Raw genomic sequence first — 20,656 nt, forward strand, 5'->3', positions numbered from 1 at the left:
GGATGGGCTATCCGTATGCGCTGAAACTCTAGCAATATCAGATCAAAAAGGCGGCGTCGCTGTGCCCGTTGGGCCTAATTCTGCAGCTATGGCCCCTGCCTTGCTGACCAGGCGGGGCGAGAAATTGAGCTGCGAAATATTGCCATAGGGGTCAGGCGGGGGGCGGGTCAGCGGGCGGGTCGCGGGGGTCGTTTCCGAGGGGTTAACCCTGCGCGCGGCGGATCCGGGGGCGGGGCCGCGAATCGGTGGGTTAACGCCTTATTTTGTGGAGAAATCGTCGGTCGGCAAAGCGTCGGCAAAGTGTCGGCCTTGCGTATGGCACCTTGTATGGCAAATGGTGGGGTTAATAGACCGCGCGGTGGGTTTGGGGCTTGTTGAGGGGCTGAGGGGTGGTGCGTGAGATCACGCAGCCTACCGCTTGCTTAGATTGCCGCTCTGTGGACAAAGCGGCCAAATGGCCGCCTTGGGTTGCCGCGCGTCGGATTTGTCACTCCTGGACTGGGCATGCTTACGCAGGAAACCAGAAAAAGATCCATGGGCACGCCGTTTTCTTTGACATTAAGAAAGGAAGTAAAACAATTTTGCTTTTGAAAGTCGATGTGACTTATTTCGACCACATTAAAATTTAACTCCCACGTACGAACAACCGTTTTCCAAGTAGTCCAACATAACCTCCAAAGAACGTTTCAATTACTCCCAGTATTAATTTCAACTCGGCCGGTGACGCGATGCTGGCTTGAAGCGCGAATAACGTGAAAACCATTGCCACCAAAGCCATCAGCAAAAGAAGGGGTAAGATCGTTAGAATCACATAGTTGATTGGGAGTTTTTTTCCCCTGCGACCGCCCCCCCTTGAAACCAGAACATCTGAGTAAGCCAATAGTGCTGTAGAAGCCAGAACCGGGCTCGCCATTAGTATCAACTGAAAGAAATCAGAATCGACTCGTACACCAAGAACGCCGAGGGCAACGAATCCGTATACAAACAAAACAAAATGGCCGCCGATCGCCAAGCTTGCCACCAAGTTTCTGTGAGTGCGCTCGTACATTTCGAAGCCGACCATGTTACCCTTTGCAGAGATGCCACAAATACTCGTATCTGCCTTGGTCATCATAAAAGCTTTCGAAAATCCCTTCACTATCAACCTCGCAGCGCCCCCCAACTTGAGAGGAAACAAAGCTCGCAAAAAGTACTGCTACGGTAGCTTCATCGTCATAATTCAGCTCCACATCAATGAATTCGCGCCGAGGGGGCTCAACGCCGTCGCGCACGCGCGCATTCCCAGTGAAGAGTTTTTCGGCCCATAATACAATCGCAACCTCTTCGTCGGAGAGACCAGGCAAATCGGCGGTGGTAAAAAAAAGATCAAATCTGTCCCAACTGTTCCCATATTCCCTTGAAGCGGATGAAGCAGCCACAATTGACACTCGGTTTTGCAGCGGGAATGGCGGAAGCACAGAACGTCTTACCTCTCTTTGCTGGATTTTGTTAGAGTATCCCTTATGTTCCGGGGTGCGGTCCAAAAACGCTCCGACACTATTGCGAATAAATCTGGCAAACTTCTGCCCGTCCAGTTCGCCTTGACTGGCCGAAATTAATTTTTTTGGTATCGTGAAGTAGCTCACTTCGCCGCCGCCGCAGCCGCCGCCCCAAAGATTGGCGTGAGACACCTCGTCAACCTCTCGAAGTCTTTGAACAACATAGGCTTCCGTCCCAATAGGAACGCTAATCTCGGCGTAGCTTCCATCCCGTAGTTGGACACTCATCGCATCCAATCCTGGTATTGCATCGGTCAATTTCGACACCGTCAGATCGTCGCCATACGCCTCAAGAGCCCCATACAATGCCCCGCACGAATGCTGATAAACGGTCTTGGTTGCTTCAGAAAGTTGTCGCCCACGCCACCTATAGAATTCGACCCCCGGTTTTGTTGTAGAAACCCATGAGATCTTTCCACCATTAATTTCTTTTCTAAATTCACCTTGAAAAACCGGAGTGTCACCATCGAAAACGACTAACCTTAACTTTCCCTGTGCGTAATTTTCCCCTGCAACATTGAAGGTAGATCCACTGACCCCAAGTAATGGTGATATCCCTCCCTGAACGGAAGATCCCTCAAAACGCAAATTAATTATGCTATATGAATACCCATCCTTGGCATAGGAAAATATATATTCATTTGCGGACAAGCTTGATGACATGGAAAATAAAAAAGTCACCACTATATTTAAAAATATTCGCAAATCCGCCATCAGAGCCTCCGCCTGTCAATATGTAAGTTATTTTCGACTATCAATTAGCTAGCGCTCACTCGCAATTTTTTTAGTATTTTACGTGATATTTTATATGCCTACTCCCAATGTGTCTCACGTTCAAGTCAGACTGCTGATTTTGGTCAGATAGGATTCAACCACAATTAAGCTGTCGTTCAAGTGATATGCTGAATGTCGTCATTGGGCTCGGAATTGCCATCCGAGCCCAAACTCAACCGGCCGTTACGGCCCTCCGTCGCGGTGCCCGGCGCGCCCTACTCCGCCGCCATCGCCGCGGCCTTGCTCACCCGGCAGGCCGAGAACTTGAACTCGGGGATCTTGCCGTAGGGGTCCAGCACCGGGTTGGTCAGCACGTTGGCCGCGGCCTCGACATAGGCGAAGGGCACGAAGACCATGTCCTCGGCCACGGCGCGGTCGGCGCGGGCCATGATGGTGATCGCCCCGCGGCGGGTCTCGATGCTCATCAGCTCCCCCGGCGCGATGCCTAGGCGGCGCAGGGTGCGCGGGTGCAGCGAGGCGTTCGCCTCTGGCTCCACCGCGTCCAGCACCGAGGCGCGGCGCGTCATCGAGCCGGTATGCCAGTGCTCCAGCTGCCGCCCCGTGGTGAGCACCATCGGGAACTCCGCATCCGGCACCTCGGCGGGCGCGATGATCGAGGCCGGCGTGAACTTGGCCCGCCCCTCGGGGCGCGGGAAGCCCTCGCCGAACACGATCGGCTGGCCCGGGTCGGTCTCGGACAGCGAGGGGTAGGTCACCACGTGCTCGCCCTCCAGCCGCTTCCAGGTGATGTTGTCCAGCGACTTCATCGACAGCTTCATCTCGGCGAAGACATCGGAGGGGTGCGCGTAGCCCCAGTCCAGCCCGCAGCGCTTGGCCAGCTCCACCGTGATCCACCAATCCTCGCGCGCCTCCCCCGGGGGCGGCACCGCGGGGCGGCCCATCTGCACCTGCCGGTTGGTGTTGGTCACCGTGCCGGTCTTCTCGGCCCAGGCGGAGGCCGGCAGGATCACGTCCGCGTAGTTCGCCGTCTCGGTGATGAAGATGTCCTGCACCACCAGGTGGTCGAGATGCGCCAGCGCGTGGCGCGCGTGCTCGACATCCGGGTCGGACATGGCCGGGTTCTCGCCCAGGATATACATCGCCTTGATCTGGTCGGCATGGATCGCGTCCATGATCTCGACCACGGTCAGGCCCTTCTGCCCGTCATCCCAGGCCTTGTCCCCCCAGATCCCCTGGAAGGCCGAGCGCACGCCGTCATCGCCCACCGCCTGGTAGTCCGGCAGGAACATCGGGATCATACCCGCGTCAGACGCCCCCTGCACGTTGTTCTGCCCCCGCAGCGGGTGCAGCCCCGCGCCCGGGCGCCCCACATGCCCCGTCATCAGCGCCAGGCTGATCAGGCAGCGCGAGTTATCCGTGCCGTGGATGTGCTGGCTGACCCCCATGCCCCAGAAGATCATCCCCGCCTGCGCGGTCGCGAAGTCCCGCGCCACCGCGCGCAGCGTCTCGGCGGGGATGCCGCAATGCGGCTCCATCTTCTCGGGGCTGAAGCCCTTGAGATGCGCCTTCATCTCGTCCCAGCCCTCGGTGAAGGCCTGGATGTACTGCGTGTCGTAGAGCTCCTCCTCGACGATCGTGTGCATGATCGCGTTCAGCATCGACACATCCGCGCCGGGCTTGAACTGCAGCATATGCGTGGCGTGGCGTTTCAGCCCCTGGCCGCGCGGGTCCATCACGATCAGCTTGCCGCCGCGCTTGGCGAACTGCTTGAAATAGGTGGCCGCGACGGGGTGGTTCTCGGTCGGGTTGGCGCCGATCACGATGGCCACGTCGGCATTCTCGATCTCGTTGAAGGTGGCCGACACCGCGCCGGAGCCCACGTTCTCCATCAGCGCCGCCACGGAGGAGGCATGGCAGAGCCGCGTGCAGTGGTCCACGTTGTTATGGCCGAAGCCCTGGCGGATGAACTTCTGGAAGAGATAGGCCTCCTCGTTGGAGCACTTCGCCGAGCCGAAGCCCGCCACCTCGCGCCCGCGCCCCTTGAGGCCCCGCGCGGCGACGTCCAGCGCCTCTTCCCAGCTCGCCTCGCGGAAATGGTTCTGCCAATTCGCCGGGTCCACGTTCAGGCCCTTCTCGGGCGCGTCCGTGCGCCGGATCAGCGGCTTGGTCACCCGGTGCGGGTGGTCCACGTAGTCGAACCCGAACCGCCCCTTCACGCAGAGCCGGTTCTCGTTCGCCGGGCCGGGCGCGCCGTCCACGTTCTTGATCTTGCCGTCCTTGATCTGCAGCTTGATCTGGCAGCCAACGCCGCAGAACGGGCAGACCGACTGCACCTCTTCGTCGAAATCCTTGCTGTCGCCCTGCTGCTGGTCGTCCAGCACCGTGGCGGGCATCAAGGCGCCGGTGGGGCAGGCCTGCACGCACTCGCCGCAGGCCACGCAGCTGGAGCTGCCCATCGGGTCGTCCATGTCGAAGGTGATCTGCGCGGTCGCCCCGCGGCCGGACATGCCGATCACGTCGTTCACCTGCACCTCGCGGCAGGCGCGGACGCAGAGGTTGCAATGGATGCAGGCGTCCAGGTTCACGCGCATGGCGACGTGGCTGTCATCGAGCAGCGGGATGTGGTCAGGCACCTTCGCCGGGAAACGGCTGGCGTCCACCCCGTTCGCGTCGGCCATGTCCCAGAAATGGCTGGACTTGTCGCGGGCCACGTCGCGGTCGGGCTGGTCGGCGGCCAGGAGCTCCACCACCATGGCGCGGGACTTCTCGGCGCGGTCGCTATCGGTGGTGACCTTCATCCCCTCGGCCACGGGCCGGATGCAGGAGGCCACCAGCGTGCGCTCGCCCTCGACCTCGACCATGCAGGCCCGGCAGTTGCCATCCGAGCGATAGCCCGGCTCGGGCTTGTGGCAGAGATGCGGGATCACCAGCCCCTGCCCGTTCGCGGCCTCCCAGATGGTCCAGCCCTCGGGCACGGTCACGTCCTTGCCGTTGAGCTCGAAAGTGACCGTCTTAACTGCGTTTCCGTCTGGCATGGGAGCCTCCCTTAAGCCTTAAGTTCTTTAAGGCCGTCCCAGATCAGACGGCCTCCGAGTAGTCCAAATGCGCCGGCGAAGACGGCCTCTATGCCGCGGGCCGCGCGGGCGTAGCCGCGGGTCGCGGCGGGGGTCGAGAAAGCCCAGGCGTAGAAACCGTAGACCATTAGCCCGCTGGTCGCACCAATAGGCCCGAAGGCCAGCACCTGCGCAGGCGTCAGCCCAGCGCCAAAGAGAAAGGTGGATACCGCCGCCCACATCATCACCGCTTTGGGGTTCGTCAGCAGCACGAAGAGCCCCCTGCGAAACGCGGCCGCGTCCGTTAAACCCGCGGCATCGGCAGAGACCGCAACCGGCGCGTTCCTGACGACGGATTTCGCGGCTTTGAAGGCCATCCACAACAGATACGCCCCGCCCACAAACCGCAACAGCACCAGCGAGAGCGGGAACTGCTCCAGCAGCGCCGCCAGACCAAGCGCCGTCGAGAAGGACCAGACGAACATGCCGATGGCCACGCCGAGCACCACGAACAGGGCGGGTCTGCGCCCATCGCCTAGGGCGGTCGACGCCACCGCGGCCAAGTTCGGCCCGGGTGAGAGCTGCGCGGCGAGCACGCCAAGCCAAACGACGAAGAAGGCCTCAATCATTCGTCGCCCCCCCTGCAAAGCGGCGGAAAGCCTGTTGCGCGCATCAAGCAAGGCCTTATGGCGGGCGCTTTCCAGAAATGGCTGGAGGCATCGCGGGCCGTGGCGCGTGACGTCTCAGCGCGGCCGCTGTCGGTGGTAAGCTTCATCCCCTCGCGCGCGGTCACGTCCTTGCCGTTAAGCTCGAGAGTGACGGTCTTGGTGTCGCTTGCGTCAAGCCGGCACTCGGCTTGGGAGGGCGGCGGGACAAGTCCCGCCCTACCGGCGTCGGCTTGTTGAAACAGGGTGCGGCTCATTCCGGGAGCTCCGTGAGCGCGCGGGTCAGCTCGGCCTGCATGGCGTCGAGATGCGCCCAGAAGGCCTGGTACTCGGCCAGCCGCGCGGCGGGCGCGGCCTCTGGTCGGGCCATCAGGAAATAGGCGGAGCCCTCGGGCCAGGGCAGGAACTCCGCCATTTGGCAGAACTGATAGAACGCCGTGGGCGCCTTGGCCCGCAGGATCGCCACCCCTGGGTGGCCGCTGTCCTCGGTCAGGGGCGCTGTGACGCGGTATGCGAAGTAGCGGCCAAGCTCGGTCTGGGCCGAGCAGCCCACCGCCTCGTGCAGCGAGCGGATCGCGGCGATGTCGCGCCCGTCCGCCAGCCCGCATTCCTTGCGATAGGTCACCGCCAGCATCAGATGGCTGAGGTGCCGGAACTTGCCCCAGAGGCGCGACTGATCCGAGATCGGGCAGGGATCGGCGCCCGCGGCTGTGCCCGCCGCGCATATCAGGGCGATCGCCCGCCATATCACGCCCCGCCCCGCATCATTGTTCCCACCGCGCCGCGGCCACATGGTCCTGCAGCGCCTGGAACAGGGGCGCCTGCGCCTGCAGCATCTCGACATTCACCGCGCCCTGCTCGGTGACGGTAACGCCCAGGTCGATCTGCCCCACGATGGCGCAGTAGGTGTCGAAATCCGCGTCCGAGCGCAGCTCGGTCCGCTTCACCGCGAAGAGGTAGTTCTGGGCCTCGCCCAGGAACTGGCCAAAGAAGGTCTGGTAGGCCTCGCTGCCCTGGCAGCCCACCTGCGCGCGGATCGCGTCAAAGAACGCCTGATCGCTCTCGTCGCGCAGCCCGCAGGAATTGCGATACTCGATGGGGACATGCGCCATCATCAGCGCGCGCATCTGCGCCTCATAGCCCGCCGTGTCATTCGGCGCGGGCAGGTCGTCGACAAAGCAGCCCTGCGCCTGCGCGGGCGCGGCGAGCCAGAGGGCGGCGAGGGATATCAGGGCGCGCAGCGTCACGGGTTACCTATGCTGGTCGATCAGGATGGCGTTGCCGTCGGGGTCGCGCAGGGTCAGGCTCGCGGGCCCGGTGCCATTGGGGTCTGCCTCGGTCTCGAGCCCCAGCCCCTCGGCCTTCAGCCGCGCCTGGATCTTGCGCACATCCGTGAACGTCTCGGTCTCCTGCGCGCTCTGGTCCCAGCCGGGGTTGAAGGTCAGGATGTTGCCCTCGAACATGCCCTGGAAGAGCCCGATGATATGCGCGCCATTCTTGAGGATCAGATAGCCGTGCTCGGCATCCCCGCCCATCCCCTCAAAGCCCAGCGCCGCGTAGAACTTGCGCGAGGCCTCCAGGTCCTTGACCGCCAGGCTGACCGAGAATGCTCCAAGGTCCAAGTCGGCCATCAGTGATCTCCGTGCCCGCCCTGGCTGTGATCGCCCGCGCCATACCCACGGGCCTGTGCGTAGAGAACAGTTTGGTGGCGCGTCAGCAGCGGCTTGGTTTCCAGATGCGCCTGCAAATGGATGCCGCGCAGTTCCGCCCGCGCCGTTTCGGCCTGTGCCAGCATCTCCGCCAGCGCGGGCCTGTCCAGGTCGCCGCTTTCGAAGGCCGCATCGAGTGCTCTCTCCGCCGCGATCAATTGAGCCCCCGTCGCGCGGGCCGCAGCGTTCATCCCATCAAAAATGTCCTGCAGATTGGCCTTCTGGTCCTCTGTGAGCTGCAACTCATCCGCCAGATCCAGCACATGGCGCGGCCCGGGCCAACCGTTCAACTCTGCCGGCAAGGCCAAACCCCAGCCTGCGCCCGCCTCAAGCGCGGTGATATCATCGGACGACAAGGACGCGATGTCGCGACCGTCCAGCCCGGCGTAAGGGGCATCATTCGCAAGCGCCGGCGCGGCCAGCAGCAGCGTTGCTAGAATTACTCGTCTCATCATTTCAGGCCTCTACTCATGTGTCGCATCAAATCTCATCGGCGAAATGCTTCATGGTCAGACGGATCGGGTTCGGCGCCGCCTGGCCGAGGCCACAGATCGAGGCATCTGTCATCACCTGGCAGAGGTCCTCCAGCAGCTCCTGGTCCCAGTGCTCGGCCTGCATCAGCTTGACCGCCTTCTCGCAGCCCGCGCGGCAGGGCGTGCACTGCCCGCAGCTTTCATCCTCGAAGAAGCGCAGCATGTTGAGCGCCGCGTCCCGCGCGCTGTCCTGATCGGACAGCACCACGATGGCCGCCGAGCCGATGAAGGTCCCGTGCGGCTGCAGCATGTCGAAATCCATCGGGATATCCGCCATCGACGCGGGCAGGATCCCCGCCGAGGGCCCGCCGGGCTGGTAGGCCTTGAAGGCGTGCCCGTCCAGCATGCCGCCGCAGGCCTCGATAATGTCCTGCATCGTCGAGCCCGCGGGCAAGAGATGCACGCCGGGGTTCTTCACCCGCCCACTAACCGAGAAGCTGCGCAGCCCCTTGCGGCCGTTCTTCTCGACCCCGCTGAGGCATTCCGGCCCCTCGCGGCAGATCTTGGCGACCCAATAGAGCGTCTCGACATTATGCACCAAGGTGGGCCGGTTGAAGATGCCGACCTGCGCCACGAAGGGCGGGCGATGGCGCGGCAAGCCGCGCTTGCCCTCGATGCTCTCGATCATCGCGCTCTCTTCGCCGCAGATATAGGCGCCCGCGCCGCGGCGCAGGTCGATGTAACCGGGCGCGACGAGCCCTGCGGCCTCCAAAGCGGCGATCTCTGTGGCCAAGATCTCTAGCACCACGGGGTATTCGTCGCGCATATAGATAAAGCAGGTCTCGGCCTCGACCGCCCAGGCGGCGATCAGCATGCCCTCGAGAAAGAGATGCGGCGTGCGCTCCAGATAGTAGCGGTCCTTGAAGGTGCCGGGCTCGCCCTCGTCGCCGTTCACGGCCAGATAGCGGGTGCCCTGGTTCATCCGCACGAAGCCCCATTTGCGCCCCGAGGGGAAGCCCGCCCCGCCCAGCCCGCGCAGGCCCGAGGACAACACGGTCTCTTGCACGTCCTCCCAGTCGCCGCCCTGGCGCAGCTCGGCCAGCTTGGCGTAGCCACCGGCGGCCTGATACGCGGCCAGGTCCTCGTAGGTGACCATATGCGCGTGGGTGTCCTTGGCGGCGATCGCCGCCTGGACCTTCTCCGGGGTCGCGTGGTCGATATGGTTGTGGCCAAGCTCGAGCACCGGCGCGGTGTCGCAGCGCCCCATGCAGGGCGCGCGCAGCACGCGCACCTCGGCGGGGTCAAGGCCGTCCTCTAGGGCCGCCTGCAGCGCCTGGGCGCCCGCCAGCTCGCAGGACAGCGAATCGCAGACCCGGATGGTCAGCGCGGGCGGCGGGGCCTCGCCCTCTTTGACCACGTCGAAATGCGCATAAAAGGTCGCGACCTCGTAGACCTCGGCTTGGGACAGGCGCATCTCGTCGGCCAGCGCCGCCAGATGCGCGGCCGAGAGGCAGCCATGGGCGTCCTGGATCAAGTGCATGAATTCGATCAGCAAATCGCGGCGGCGGGGGCGGTCGCCCAGAAGCGCGCGGACCTCCTCCAGCGCGCTGTCCTGCACCTGCCGGCCCTTGGGGGTCTTGCGGCCCTTGCCGCGCCCCTGCTTCCAAACGCCGGTGCGATCGTCGAGTGGTGCCATGGTTCAGCCTCCTAAAGTTGAGCCTGTATGCCATAACCATTTTATATCTTCAAATCTGCAAACCCTATGCGACCATAAGGAACGCTTATAATGCGTCGACGATGTCCCGCAGTGCCTCGACCGTCGCCAATCCGGGCCCGCGCGCGGCCGACACAAACGAAATCGACTTTGCCAGGACGGGCTCGGTGAGCGCCAGGGCCTCAGTCCCCTCCAGCGGGCCAAGCGAGTCCAGCAGGATCTCGGGCACCACGGTGGCCGCCAGGCCCTCGCGCACCATGGAGACGCAGATCGACATGGCGCTGGCCTCGGCGATGACCTGGGCCACCGCGCCAATCTCTTCGAACACCAGATCAATGATGCGGCGGTTCTGCATCCTGGGCTCGAGCAGGGTGAGCGGCATCTCCGCCGCTTCCGCCCAGGTGATCTGCTGGCGCCCCGCGGCCACCAGGTGGTCCGGCGTCAGCAGGAAGTACCGCTCCTCATAGAGGGGAATGGCCTGCGCGAGGTCCCCCACCACGGCGTCGGAATAGGTCAGGCCCGCGTCCAGGGTGCCGTCCTCAAGGCGCTGCTGGATCTCCAACGACGAGGCCGTCTCGATGCGCGCCAGCACGCCCGGATAGGCCTGATGCAATAGGATCGCCAGCCGCGCGGCAAAGGCCGCGGCGGTCGGGATCACCCCGAACACCAATGTGCCGGTCACCTGCCCCTTGGCGGCAAGCACGTCCTGCTCCAGCGCGCGCATCTCATCCAGGATCTTGCGCGCATGCCGCAGGATCGCCTCGCCTTCCGGCGTCATGCCCTGGTAGCGGTTGCCGCGGCGGACGATGGAGAACCCCAGCCGTTCCTCCAGGCCCCTTATGCGCATCGAAAAGGCAGGCTGGGACACGCCGCAGGCGGCAGCGGCCTTGGCAAAATGCTTGTAGCGGGCCAGGGCCGAGAGGAACTCGAGATCGCGAAGGTCGTACATGCGGGCGACCATGCACCCATGCCCGCGCAATCCGCAAGGGGCGCGGCTGTTCCTTAAATGAGTGCTTCCGCACGCTCTTTTCTATGCAAGACCTTAGGCGACGCCCGATCCGCAGCGTCGCGCCCGGCGTCCGCGATCGCATGCGTATTTGCGACAAGGTGAAATAGGGGCTATTTCACCTTGTCGATAAATACGCAATTCCGAACCGGCGGCTAGGAGACCGTTTGAGTGTCGCGTCGCGGTGCGCCCATCCCCGAGGACGAGGCCGGAGGCTGAGGACGAGACATCCTGTGCCCGCAGACGCGCAGCGGCGGCGGGCTCCTTTAGATCAAGCCCGCCTTGGCGAAGAGCGCCTTAATGTCCTGTGCCGGGCGCGGGCCGATATGGCCCACCACCTCGGCGCCAGAGACCACGCCCATGCGGGCCGCGGTTTCAAGGGTCTGCCCCGTGGCCAACCCGTAGAGGAAGCCCGCCGCGAATTGGTCGCCCGCGCCGGTGGCGTCCACCGGGGTCACCTTGGTCACCGGAGCCTCCACGCGCTCGCCGCCGCGGATCGCAATCACAGGGTCGCCCGAGCAGGTGCAGACCACGGTCTCGCAGGCCGCGGAGGCCTGCGCCAGTGCGGCGTCCAGCGTGTCCGTCTGGTAGAGGGTCATCCACTCGTCGCGATTGCCGATGGTAAAGTCCATCTCGTCGGCCACAAGCCGCTGGAAGTCAACCCGGTGACGGTCGCAGCAGAACGGGTCGGACAGCGTGATCCCCGACATCCCGCCGGCCTGGTGCATCAGGCGCGAGGCCTCTAGGAAGGCCGATTTTCCTTCGTCCTTGTCAAAGAGGTATCCCTCCAGAAACAGGATCCCGCCGCCCGAGAATACCTCTGCGGAGACATCACCCGAATTCAGGTCGGCGCCAGCGCCCAGATAAGTGTTCATCGAGCGTTCGCCATCAGGCGACACGAAGATCATCGAGCGCGAGGTCGGGGCATCCGCCGCCACTACGGGGGCGTTCGGAAAGCCGGTGCCCGCCGCGTCCAGGCTCTTGGCATAGAACCGCCCCAGCGCGTCGTCCTTCACCTTGCCGATGAAGGCCGTGTCCAGCCCCAAGGCGCCAAGACCCGCAATGGTGTTCGCCACCGAGCCGCCCGCGGCCTCGGTGCGGTCCGACATGGCGGCGTAGAGCACCTCGGCCCGCTCGCGGTCCACCAGCTGCATGATGCCCTTCTCGATCCCCATGTGATCCAGGAACGTGTCCTCGGCATGGCTGATCACGTCGACGATCGCATTCCCGATGCCGATGACTTTCACTTCTTTGCTCACGTGGTTTTCTCCTCAAAGGGGCAGAGGTCTTCTATCGGGCAGACCTGACAATTGGGTTTACGCGCCTTGCAGATGTAGCGGCCATGCAGGATCAGCCAATGATGGGCGTGCTGCTGGAACTGCGCGGGGATGTTGTCCTCGATGGCGCGCTCCACGGCGTCCACATCCTTGCCGGGGGCGATGCCGGTGCGGTTGCCGACGCGGAAGATATGCGTGTCCACCGCCTGGGCGGGCTGCTTGAACCACATGTTCAGCACCACATTCGCGGTCTTGCGCCCGACGCCCGGCAGGGATTGCAGCGCGGCCCTCGAAGAGGGCACCTCGCCGTCATATTCATCCACCAGGATCTGGCTGAGCTTGATGACGTTCTTGGCCTTCTGCCGGAAGAGCCCGATCGTCTTGATATGCTCGGTGACGCCCTCGAGCCCGAGATCCAGCATCTTCTGCGGCGTGTCCGCCACCGCAAAGAGCCCGCGCGTGGCCTTGTTCACCCCCGCATCGGTGGCCTGGGCGCTCAGCGCCACCGCCACCACCAGCGTGTAGACATTCACATGCTCAAGCTCGCCCTTGGGCTCTGGCTCGCTCTCGCGGAAGCGCTCAAAGATCGCGTGGATCGCGTGATATCCCAGCTGCTTTGCCATCCAAAGCCCTATGCCCTGCGGGATGCCGGACGGCAAGTGCTGCGTTAACCTCAAATTTTCTTCTTCGCTCTAGCGTTGCGTAAATCAAAATAAAGGGGCTGATTTCATGGACGCGAGCAACAATTTGGACCACGCCAACCCGATCCGCCCGGGGGCAAGCTGGTTTGGGCCCGGCACGCTGATCTCGACAACCGATGGCGATCTGCCGGTGGAATGGCTGGCCCCCGGCGACAAAGTCATCACGCGGGACCGCGGCGCGCAGCCGCTGCGCTGGATCGGCTACCGCCAGGCCGGTGTCGCCCCGATTGACGACTGGCCGATCGAGCTGCCGACCGGAACCGTTGGGCCGCAAGCGCCGAGCGCGCCGCTGTTGCTGGCGCCAGGGCATAAGGTACTGATGCGCGGCCCCCTGGTGGAACACCTCTTTGGGCATGGCGAGGTCTTCGCCCCCGCCGAGGCGCTGATCCTGCCAGAGACCCGCGGCGCCCCCTGGGAGGAGCAGTTCTGCTTCCAGCTTTTATTCGATCACCACGAGATCGTTTTGGCCAACGGGCTGTGGTGCGAATCGACCTATTTCCAAGACGTGTTCGAGGCCCCTGGGGTTGGGATAACGCATCAAAGCGTTGCCCGCCCCGGCATCCAATCCTGGGAAGCCAAGCTTTTGCGCACCCAGGTGCTGCCGGCGCTGCGACGCAGCCGGAACGCGGCCTAGATCCACCGCCTAAAGCACCGCGCGGGCCGTCGCCCTCCCCGACAGGGCCGCGCCATGCACCGTGGACTGGTGGTCGCCGCCCATGGCCTCCCCAGCGAAGAACACCCGGTCGCCCAGCGGCGCAAAGAGCGCGGCAATCGAGTCGAACTCCTGGTAGTCATACTCCATCGAGTAATTACCACGAATATAGGGGTCCTGCGTCCAGTTCCGGGCCTCGGCCTGGATCAACAGCTTTGATGCCGCCCCGTCATAGATCTGATCGAGCTCGGCCAAGACATCCGCGATCAAATCGGCCTTGCCCATCTGCGCGCGGGCGCTGCGCAGGCCGGACGCGGTGTGCAGCCCCAGCAGATGCGTGTCCGCGCCCTTGCCGAACGCCGCGTCGTAATAGGTCTTGTCATCCCAGGTGTCGGCCATCGCAGAGGTCCAGGACTGGGTCAGCAGGATATCGGGATAGAACCGCTCTTTGAACTTCATGAAGACCTTGAAGCCCTCGCCGAAGTTGAACCCTTTGAAGCCCCGCACGCGGGAGCGCGGCAGCGCGGGCGTGAAAGCGATCTCGCCGGACTTCAGGATCCCCAGCGGGACGGTGACGATCACCCGGTCCGCGGCGTATGTCTGCCCGCCCGCGGTGACCCGCACGCCCGGGCCGCTGTGATCGATATGCGTCACGCGGGCGCTGAGGCGCACATGCTCGGCCACAATGGGCCAAAGGAAGCGCTCGAAGAACCCGAACCATGTGGAGCGGTGGAACTTGGCCTCCTCGTAGCCCGGCCAGAGGTTGGGCCAGTCCTGCAGCCGCTTGCGGTGCCAGAGCTGGTAGGTCTGAGGATTGTAGCGGATGGTGCGCACCGCACCAGAGACGTCGCGACCGGCGATCTCGCTGAGCACGTCTGGGTCGGTGTGGATCCACTCGCCGCCAAGGTCTATCGGAAAATCGGCGAACCCGCGCAGCCTTTGCACGCGCCCGCCCCAGCGCGGCGCGGCCTCTAGCACGGTGACCTCGGCCCCGGCCTGGATCAGGTCATGCGCCGCGGTCACCCCCGCCGCGCCCGCGCCCACGACGATCACGCGCGGCTTGCCCGCCGCCCGCAGCGCCGCTGGCGCGGCCAGCCCCGCCAATCCAACCCGCAAGAAATGCCGTCTTTGCATGCACGCCTCCAATGCCTGTGCGCCAGCGCACGCGCCCTGCGCCGTGACGGCGCGCCCGAGCCGCCCTAGCTTGCAGCGCAGCAAGGGAGATCGCAATGGGACAGCTTGTAGACGGCGTCTGGCATGACGTCTGGTATGACACCAAATCGACCGGCGGGAAGTTCGTGCGCTCGACGGCGAAGTTCCGCAACTGGATCACCGCCGATGGCAGCGCCGGGCCCACGGGCGAAGGCGGCTTTCAGGCCGAGGCGGGGCGCTATCACCTTTACGTCTCCTACGCCTGCCCCTGGGCGCATCGCACGCTGATCTTCCGCGCGCTGAAGGGGCTGAGCGACCTGATCACCGTATCGGTGGTGCATCCCGACATGCTGTCCGACGGCTGGAGCCTGGCCGACGATTACCCGGGTGCTACCGGCGACACGCTCTATGGGTTGCCCTTCGCGAGAGACATCTACCTGAAGGCGGATCCTGAGATCTCGGGCCGCGTTACGGTGCCGATTTTGTGGGACAAGAAGCGCGAAACCATCGTCTCGAACGAGAGCTCTGAGATCATTCGCATGTTCAACGAGAGCTTCGATGTTATCACATCAAATGAGATGGACTTTTGGCCGAAAGACCTCAGATCTGCGATTGAGCCGGTCAACGCCCGGATTTACGACACTGTCAACAACGGCGTCTACAAATCCGGCTTTGCCACCACTCAGGATGCCTATGACGAGGCGGTCAGCGCTCTATTTGAGACTCTCGATTCGCTCGAGGACCGCCTCGCCTCCCTTCGCTATCTGATGGGCGATCGCGTGACCGAGGCCGACTGGCGCCTATTCCCGACGCTGGTGCGGTTCGACCCGGTCTACCACCTGCATTTCAAGTGCAACCGGCGCCGGATCATCGACTATCCGAACCTCTGGGGCTACACCCGTGAGCTGTATCAATGGCCCGGCGTGGCCGAGACGGTGAATTTTGACCACATCGTGCGGCACTACCATTACAGCCACGAGAGCATTAACCCGCACCGGATCGTGCCGATCAACCCGGTGATCGACTGGATGGAACCGCACAGGCGCGGATAGTTGGCGCAGGAAACGGGTCGCTTGGCGGGCGCCGGGCGCCTATCTTTGGGGCAACAAGAGGATGTTGCCATGAACGCTCAGACCCCCGAGACCGGCTATCATTACGGCGTGATCCGCCGCGCGTTGGAGATCATCGACCAGGGTGCGGCCGATCTGTCGCTCGACCAGCTCGCCGCCGAGATGCGGATGAGCCCGGCGCATTTCCAGCGCGTGTTCAGCCGCTGGGTGGGCGTCTCGCCCAAGCGCTATCAGCAATACCTGACGCTGGACCACGCCCGCGCCCTGCTGCGCGAGAACTTCACCACGCTGGAGGCTTCGGCCGAGGTCGGGCTGTCCGGCAGCGGGCGGCTGCATGATCTGTTCGTGAAATGGGAGGCGATGAGCCCCGGCGACTACGCCCGTGGCGGCGCCGGGCTGCGCGTCTTCTGGGGCTGGTTTGACAGCCCCTTCGGGCTGGCGCTGGTGGCGGGCACGGAGCGCGGCATCTGCGGCGTGGGCTTTGCCGCGGAGACCGGCGAGGAGGCCACCATGCAGGACCTCCTGTCGCGCTGGCCCAAGGCCGCCTTCGTCGAGGACCCGATGGCGCTGCGCCCCTGGGTGCTGGCCGCCTTCGGGGCCGAGAACGCCGCGGACCCCACCCCGCTCTACCTGATCGGCGCGCCCTTCCAGGTGCAGGTATGGGAGGCTTTGCTGCGCATCCCCTCCGGCCAGGTGACCACCTATGGCGAGATCGCCGAAAGCATCGGCAACCCGCGCGCGGTGCGCGCCGTGGGCACCGCCGTGGGCCGCAACCCGGTCAGCTGGCTGATCCCCTGCCACCGCGCGCTGCGCAAGTCCGGCGGGCTGGGCGGCTACCACTGGGGCCTGCCGGTCAAACGCGCGATGCTGGCCTATGAGGCGGCGCGGGCGGACGCCATCGGCTGATCCCCGCCGACGATCACGGGGTTTTTCTTTGCGCTCGGCCACGCTTCGGCGCTATTCTGCCAGCAACTAAACTGAGGCAAACAAAGGCAGACCCCATGTTTTTTACCCGTATGACAGTGCTCGCGGCGGTCTCTGCGCTGGCGTTAAGCGCCTGCACAAGCACCGATGTGCAAACCTCGGACCCCAACCAGCGCACCAAGGAAGGCGCCGCGGTGGGCGCGGTGATTGGCGGCGTGCTGGGCGCGCTGACCGGCGACGATGGCGGCGAGCGCCGTCGCGGCGCGCTTGCCGGGGCCGTCGTTGGCGGCTTGGTTGGCGCCGGCGTTGGCTATAACCTCGACCAGCAGGCCGCCGAGCTGCAGCGCGACCTCTCGGACGGGCGCATCCAGATCATCAACAACGGCGACCACCTGATCGTGCGCATGCCCGACGACATCCTGTTTGACATCGACAGCGCGGCGGTAAAGCCGGGCCTGCGCTCTGATCTGGCGGTGCTGGCCGACAGCCTGCAGCGCTATCCCGACAGCACCGTGCAGGTGGTGGGCCATACTGACAACACCGGCGGCGCGGCCTATAACCAGGACCTGTCCGAGCGGCGCGCGGCCTCTGTGTCGTCGATCCTGATCGGCTCTGGCGTGCCCGCGGGCCGGATCAACAGCTTTGGCCTGGGCGAGAACCAACCCATCGGGTCCAACCTGACGGTTGAGGGGCGGGCGCAGAACCGCCGCGTGGATATCTCGATCCGCCCGAACCAGTAAGTTATTGAGGCCTCGCCGCATTGGTCATATGATCTGACCAATTTCGCGGCGAGGTCCGATGCCCTTCGAAAAGATACAATCCGAGAAGCTTAGCCATGCCGTTATGCGGCAGATCGAGCTGTTGATCCTGCGCGGTATCCTGCGCCCCGGAGAGCGCCTGCCCTCCGAGCGAGAGCTGTCCGACCGCTTCGGCGTGTCCCGCCCCTCGCTGCGCGAGGCGGTGTCAGAGCTGCAGGAGCGCGGGCTTCTGGACACCAAGGCGGGCGCTGGGATCTATGTGGCCGACGTGCTGGGCTCGGCCTTCTCGCCCGCCTTGACCGCGCTCTTTGCGGCCCATGACGAGGCGGTGTTCGACTATATCGACTTTCGCCGCGACATGGAGGGCCTGGCGGCAGAGCGCGCCGCGCGGCTGGGCTCTGACACCGATCTGAAGGTCGTCGACGCCATTTTCCACAAGATGGTCGCCGCGCATTCCAAACGCAACCCCGCGGACGAGGCCGCCTTGGACGCCGAGTTCCACCTGTCGATCATCGAGGCCAGCCACAACGTGGTCATGCTGCATATGATGCGCTCGATGTATGAACTGCTGCGCGAGGGCGTGTTCTATAACCGCCAGAAGATGTTCAAGCAGCGCATCACGCGCAACGAGTTGCTGGACCAGCACCGGGTGATCAACGAGGCGCTGCAGCGCCGCGACCCAGAGGCGGCCCGCCGGGCCGTGGAGGCGCATCTGAACTACGTGAAATCCTCGCTATCGGACCTGCGCAAGGCCGAGCGGAACGAGACCGTCGCCCAGAAGCGGTTCGAGCATGAGCAAGCCCGGAAGTAACGGATGATCATCGGCCACCTGCCAAGCACGTACTTGGCCTTTCGGTTCCTCACGCCCAAAAGCTGGCCGCGCAGCTTCGTTCTTGGCGGGGTGATCGGTGGCGTGGTCCCCGATATTGATATGCTGTGGTTCTTCACCATCGGCGCGCAGCAGGTGCATCACCACAACTACCTGACGCATCGCCCGGCGCTTTGGGTCGGGTTGCTGATCGCCGCGCTGCTCTTCGGGTGGTCGCGAGGGAGGATGCCCGCGCTTGTCATCGGCCTCGCGTTGGGCGCGGTCTTGCATGTGGTGCTGGACAGCGTCGCGGGGAACATCGCCTGGGCTTGGCCCTTGTCCGACCACGCGCATCCCCTGGTCGTCGTAGAGGCCACGCATAGCCACTGGATCTTGTCGTTTATCAACCACCCCTATTTCCAGGTCGAGATCGCGGTCACTCTGATCGCGATTGCGGTGTATCTTTGGGACAGGCGTAAGACGCGCTGAAACATTGCTGCGGCGCAGAATGTTACAGAATCGCGTGAACTGGGTTAAGGCGACCTTACCCCGGCGCGCGGGTAACACCCCATTTCCTAACGTGTTTTTGCCAGTATCCTGGCAGGTCGTCATTCGATAACGCGAACCCGTAAAGCTCTGACGTCTCGGTGATATTGCTTGGTTTCGCGGGAATGGTGCTGATGTGTTTATCAGGACTGAAACGCCAACGAGAGAGACTGAGCCATGATTTTTTGCACCGCCCACCGTTACATCCCGCAATCCATGCGCAGCCCCAGCGAGATCGCCATGGCCGAGCCCCGGCGGAAGGCGCCGGTCCGGGCCGAGCAGCGCCGGTTCACCTATTCCGATTGGGCCGCGGTTTAGGGCGCTTACTTCGCCAGGCAGGCTTGAGCAGGCGCGTCTGCCCGCGCTGTAGCCTTGGCGCCTCTCTCTTTCGTAAAGAAAAACCCGGGCCTTTGAGCCCGGGTTTCTTTTGTTCGGCAGTGCCGGCAGCTGCTAGTGCAGCTTGGCCTGGACGGTCGAGATGGCGTCGTCGATCAGGGCGTTGCCCTGTGCGGCGGTCATCTGCTTGGCGATCACCGCGCGGGCGGCGGACACGGCCACGCTGACGGCCTCGTCGCGCACCTCTTTGACGGCCTTGGCCTGGGCGCTGGCGATCTGGTCCTCAGCGGCGGTGATCCGGCGGGCCATCGAGACCTTAAGGTCCTCCTTGGCCTGCTCGGCGGCGCGCTGCGCCTCTTCCTTGGCCTGGGTGATGATACGCTCGGACTGCTGCTGCACCTCGCGCTGCTTGCGCTCGTAGCTGGCCAGGATGGTCTGCGCCTCTTCGCGGAGGCTCTTGGCCTCGTCGAGCTCGGCGCGGATGCCCTCGGCCCGCTTGTCCAGCATCCCGCCCAGAAGGCCAGGGACCTTCAGGTAGATGATGATGCCCACGAAGATCAGGAACGCGATCAGCACCACGAAGTTGGTGTTGCTGAGCGAGACGAACGGACCGGACGCGGCAAAGCCGGGCGTCGCGGCCAGGGCGAGGATCAATGAGAGTTTCTTCATGCCCCTACCCTTTCATCTCGGCGGTCACAGCCGCTGTGATCGCCTTCGCGTCGGCCTTGCCGCCCAGGACGCCGACGATCTCGCCGGTGGTGTCCTTGGCAACGGCCTCGATGCTTTCCATGGCGCTCGCCTGGATCGCGGCGATGGCCTTGGCGCTCTCGGCGGCCTTAGCGGCGATCTCGGCATCGGCCTTCTGCGTGGCCGCGTCGAGATCGGCTTGGATCTCGGCCTTGGCCTCGGCGACGATCTTGGACGCCTCCGCGCGCGCATCGGCCAGCGCCTTGTTATAGGCGGCCTCAGCCTCTTCGGCCTTCTGCTTCAGCTCTTCGGCGGCAGCAATGTCATTGGTGATCGTCCCTTGGCGCTCGGCCAGTACGGATGCGATCCGCGGCAGCGCGACGCGCGACAGGATGAAGTAGATCACCACCAGGGTGATCACCAACCAGAAGACCTGGTTGCCCATCCAATCGCCGCAGAGCTGCGGCATGCCCACGGCCCCGCCGTGGCTGTCGACACAGGCGCTGACGGCGCCGTGGGTGTCTGTCTCAGTAGCCATATCGTCCTCCGACCCTCAAGTCATGCCGGGCGCGCGCAAGTCGCGCGCCCAACCCGTAAGGAGTATTCGGTGGATTAGACGGCGAACATCAGCAGCAGAGCAACGAGGAACGAGAAGATCCCCAGCGCTTCCGCGAACGCGATACCGATGAACATCGTGGCCGTCTGGCCAGCCGCGGCGGATGGGTTGCGCAGCGCGCCCGCCAGGTAGTTGCCGACAACGTGGCCCACGCCAACTGCGGCGCCGCCCATGCCCGTGCATGCAAGTCCTGCGCCAGCATAGGCGAGACCGGTAACGATTGCTTCTTCCATGAC

25 protein-coding genes are annotated in these 20,656 nt (G+C 64.1%); 8 read left to right on the forward strand and 17 right to left on the reverse strand.

Annotation, left to right across the window (positions count from 1 at the left end):
- The first annotated feature begins 392 nt into the window (after positions 1-392).
- The gene (locus AIOL_RS25805) at positions 393-629 is read left to right on the forward strand and encodes a hypothetical protein (protein ID WP_152912337.1); all 237 of its coding nucleotides are present in this window, start codon (positions 393-395) and stop codon (positions 627-629) included.
- Here the strand turns inward: AIOL_RS25805 and AIOL_RS03245 are convergent.
- The 13 genes from AIOL_RS03245 to nth form a co-directional block, all read right to left on the reverse strand.
- Complete coding sequence (locus tag AIOL_RS03245) at positions 626-1,111, reverse strand: hypothetical protein (protein WP_160314395.1); 486 nt, start codon at positions 1,109-1,111, stop codon at positions 626-628. The genes AIOL_RS25805 and AIOL_RS03245 overlap by 4 nt on opposite strands.
- Complete coding sequence (locus AIOL_RS24835; protein ID WP_152912339.1) at positions 1,065-2,252, reverse strand: hypothetical protein; 1,188 nt, start codon at positions 2,250-2,252, stop codon at positions 1,065-1,067. The genes AIOL_RS03245 and AIOL_RS24835 overlap by 47 nt, the downstream gene beginning before the upstream one ends.
- A gap of 275 nt (positions 2,253-2,527) precedes the next feature.
- Positions 2,528-5,308, reverse strand: a complete 2,781-nt coding sequence (gene fdhF, locus AIOL_RS03255; RefSeq protein WP_049641564.1) for a formate dehydrogenase subunit alpha — start codon at positions 5,306-5,308, stop codon at positions 2,528-2,530.
- Between the two features lie 11 nt (positions 5,309-5,319).
- Complete coding sequence (locus AIOL_RS03260; RefSeq protein ID WP_049641565.1) at positions 5,320-5,955, reverse strand: LysE family translocator; 636 nt, start codon at positions 5,953-5,955, stop codon at positions 5,320-5,322.
- A complete protein-coding gene (locus AIOL_RS03265; protein ID WP_049641566.1) occupies positions 5,952-6,248 on the reverse strand; it encodes a hypothetical protein in 297 nt (98 codons plus the stop codon). The genes AIOL_RS03260 and AIOL_RS03265 overlap by 4 nt, the downstream gene beginning before the upstream one ends.
- Complete coding sequence (locus tag AIOL_RS03270; protein ID WP_049641567.1) at positions 6,245-6,742, reverse strand: hypothetical protein; 498 nt, start codon at positions 6,740-6,742, stop codon at positions 6,245-6,247. Before AIOL_RS03270 ends, AIOL_RS03265 begins: the two co-directional genes overlap by 4 nt.
- A gap of 13 nt (positions 6,743-6,755) precedes the next feature.
- A complete protein-coding gene (locus tag AIOL_RS03275) occupies positions 6,756-7,238 on the reverse strand; it encodes a hypothetical protein (protein ID WP_049641568.1) in 483 nt (160 codons plus the stop codon).
- A 3-nt stretch (positions 7,239-7,241) separates the two neighbouring features.
- Positions 7,242-7,622, reverse strand: a complete 381-nt coding sequence (locus AIOL_RS03280) for a VOC family protein (protein WP_235438854.1) — start codon at positions 7,620-7,622, stop codon at positions 7,242-7,244.
- Positions 7,622-8,155, reverse strand: coding sequence for a Spy/CpxP family protein refolding chaperone (locus AIOL_RS03285; protein ID WP_053101166.1), 534 nt, complete (start codon positions 8,153-8,155; stop codon positions 7,622-7,624). The genes AIOL_RS03280 and AIOL_RS03285 overlap by 1 nt, the downstream gene beginning before the upstream one ends.
- 25 nt (positions 8,156-8,180) lie before the next feature.
- On the reverse strand, positions 8,181-9,869 hold the full coding sequence (locus tag AIOL_RS03290) for an NAD(P)H-dependent oxidoreductase subunit E (RefSeq protein WP_049641569.1): 1,689 nt from the start codon (positions 9,867-9,869) through the stop codon (positions 8,181-8,183).
- 85 nt (positions 9,870-9,954) lie between these two features.
- Positions 9,955-10,836, reverse strand: a complete 882-nt coding sequence (locus tag AIOL_RS03295; protein ID WP_049641570.1) for a LysR family transcriptional regulator — start codon at positions 10,834-10,836, stop codon at positions 9,955-9,957.
- A 323-nt stretch (positions 10,837-11,159) separates the two neighbouring features.
- Positions 11,160-12,152, reverse strand: coding sequence for an adenosine kinase (locus tag AIOL_RS03300; RefSeq protein WP_049641571.1), 993 nt, complete (start codon positions 12,150-12,152; stop codon positions 11,160-11,162).
- On the reverse strand, positions 12,149-12,793 hold the full coding sequence (gene nth / locus AIOL_RS03305) for an endonuclease III (protein ID WP_049641572.1): 645 nt from the start codon (positions 12,791-12,793) through the stop codon (positions 12,149-12,151). The genes AIOL_RS03300 and nth overlap by 4 nt, the downstream gene beginning before the upstream one ends.
- 106 nt (positions 12,794-12,899) lie before the next feature.
- Between nth and AIOL_RS03310 the strand changes: the two genes are divergently transcribed.
- Positions 12,900-13,505 (forward strand): Hint domain-containing protein, encoded by a 606-nt coding sequence (locus AIOL_RS03310; RefSeq protein WP_049641573.1) that lies wholly within the window; start codon positions 12,900-12,902, stop codon positions 13,503-13,505.
- 9 nt (positions 13,506-13,514) lie between these two features.
- Here AIOL_RS03310 and AIOL_RS03315 read toward each other — a convergent pair whose 3' ends face one another.
- The gene (locus tag AIOL_RS03315; protein ID WP_049641574.1) at positions 13,515-14,657 is read right to left on the reverse strand and encodes a flavin monoamine oxidase family protein; all 1,143 of its coding nucleotides are present in this window, start codon (positions 14,655-14,657) and stop codon (positions 13,515-13,517) included.
- Between the two features lie 95 nt (positions 14,658-14,752).
- Between AIOL_RS03315 and AIOL_RS03320 the strand changes: the two genes are divergently transcribed.
- From AIOL_RS03320 to AIOL_RS25380, 6 genes are all read left to right on the forward strand, one after another.
- A complete protein-coding gene (locus AIOL_RS03320; RefSeq protein WP_049641575.1) occupies positions 14,753-15,727 on the forward strand; it encodes a glutathione S-transferase family protein in 975 nt (324 codons plus the stop codon).
- Between the two features lie 69 nt (positions 15,728-15,796).
- Positions 15,797-16,651 (forward strand): bifunctional helix-turn-helix domain-containing protein/methylated-DNA--[protein]-cysteine S-methyltransferase, encoded by an 855-nt coding sequence (locus tag AIOL_RS03325; RefSeq protein ID WP_049641576.1) that lies wholly within the window; start codon positions 15,797-15,799, stop codon positions 16,649-16,651.
- A gap of 95 nt (positions 16,652-16,746) precedes the next feature.
- Positions 16,747-17,409, forward strand: coding sequence for an OmpA family protein (locus tag AIOL_RS03330; protein ID WP_049641577.1), 663 nt, complete (start codon positions 16,747-16,749; stop codon positions 17,407-17,409).
- Between the two features lie 58 nt (positions 17,410-17,467).
- Positions 17,468-18,238, forward strand: coding sequence for a FadR/GntR family transcriptional regulator (locus AIOL_RS03335; RefSeq protein ID WP_049641578.1), 771 nt, complete (start codon positions 17,468-17,470; stop codon positions 18,236-18,238).
- Positions 18,239-18,241: 3 nt separating this feature from the next.
- Positions 18,242-18,724: a metal-dependent hydrolase gene (locus AIOL_RS03340; protein ID WP_049641579.1), complete on the forward strand. Its 483-nt coding sequence runs from the start codon at positions 18,242-18,244 to the stop codon at positions 18,722-18,724.
- A gap of 234 nt (positions 18,725-18,958) precedes the next feature.
- Positions 18,959-19,099, forward strand: coding sequence for a hypothetical protein (locus tag AIOL_RS25380; protein WP_160314396.1), 141 nt, complete (start codon positions 18,959-18,961; stop codon positions 19,097-19,099).
- A 132-nt stretch (positions 19,100-19,231) separates the two neighbouring features.
- Here the strand turns inward: AIOL_RS25380 and AIOL_RS03345 are convergent, their stop codons facing one another.
- The 3 genes from AIOL_RS03345 to AIOL_RS03355 all read right to left on the reverse strand — a co-directional run bounded on the left by AIOL_RS03345 (position 19,232) and on the right by AIOL_RS03355 (position 20,653).
- On the reverse strand, positions 19,232-19,786 hold the full coding sequence (locus tag AIOL_RS03345; protein WP_049641580.1) for a F0F1 ATP synthase subunit B: 555 nt from the start codon (positions 19,784-19,786) through the stop codon (positions 19,232-19,234).
- A gap of 4 nt (positions 19,787-19,790) precedes the next feature.
- Complete coding sequence (locus AIOL_RS03350) at positions 19,791-20,342, reverse strand: F0F1 ATP synthase subunit B' (RefSeq protein ID WP_049641581.1); 552 nt, start codon at positions 20,340-20,342, stop codon at positions 19,791-19,793.
- A 74-nt stretch (positions 20,343-20,416) separates the two neighbouring features.
- Positions 20,417-20,653, reverse strand: coding sequence for a F0F1 ATP synthase subunit C (locus tag AIOL_RS03355; RefSeq protein ID WP_049641582.1), 237 nt, complete (start codon positions 20,651-20,653; stop codon positions 20,417-20,419).
- Positions 20,654-20,656: the final 3 nt, after the last annotated feature.

This window comes from Candidatus Rhodobacter oscarellae (genome assembly GCF_001078595.1).
In the GTDB taxonomy this organism is placed as follows: Bacteria; Pseudomonadota; Alphaproteobacteria; order Rhodobacterales; family Rhodobacteraceae; genus Rhodobacter_B; species Rhodobacter_B oscarellae.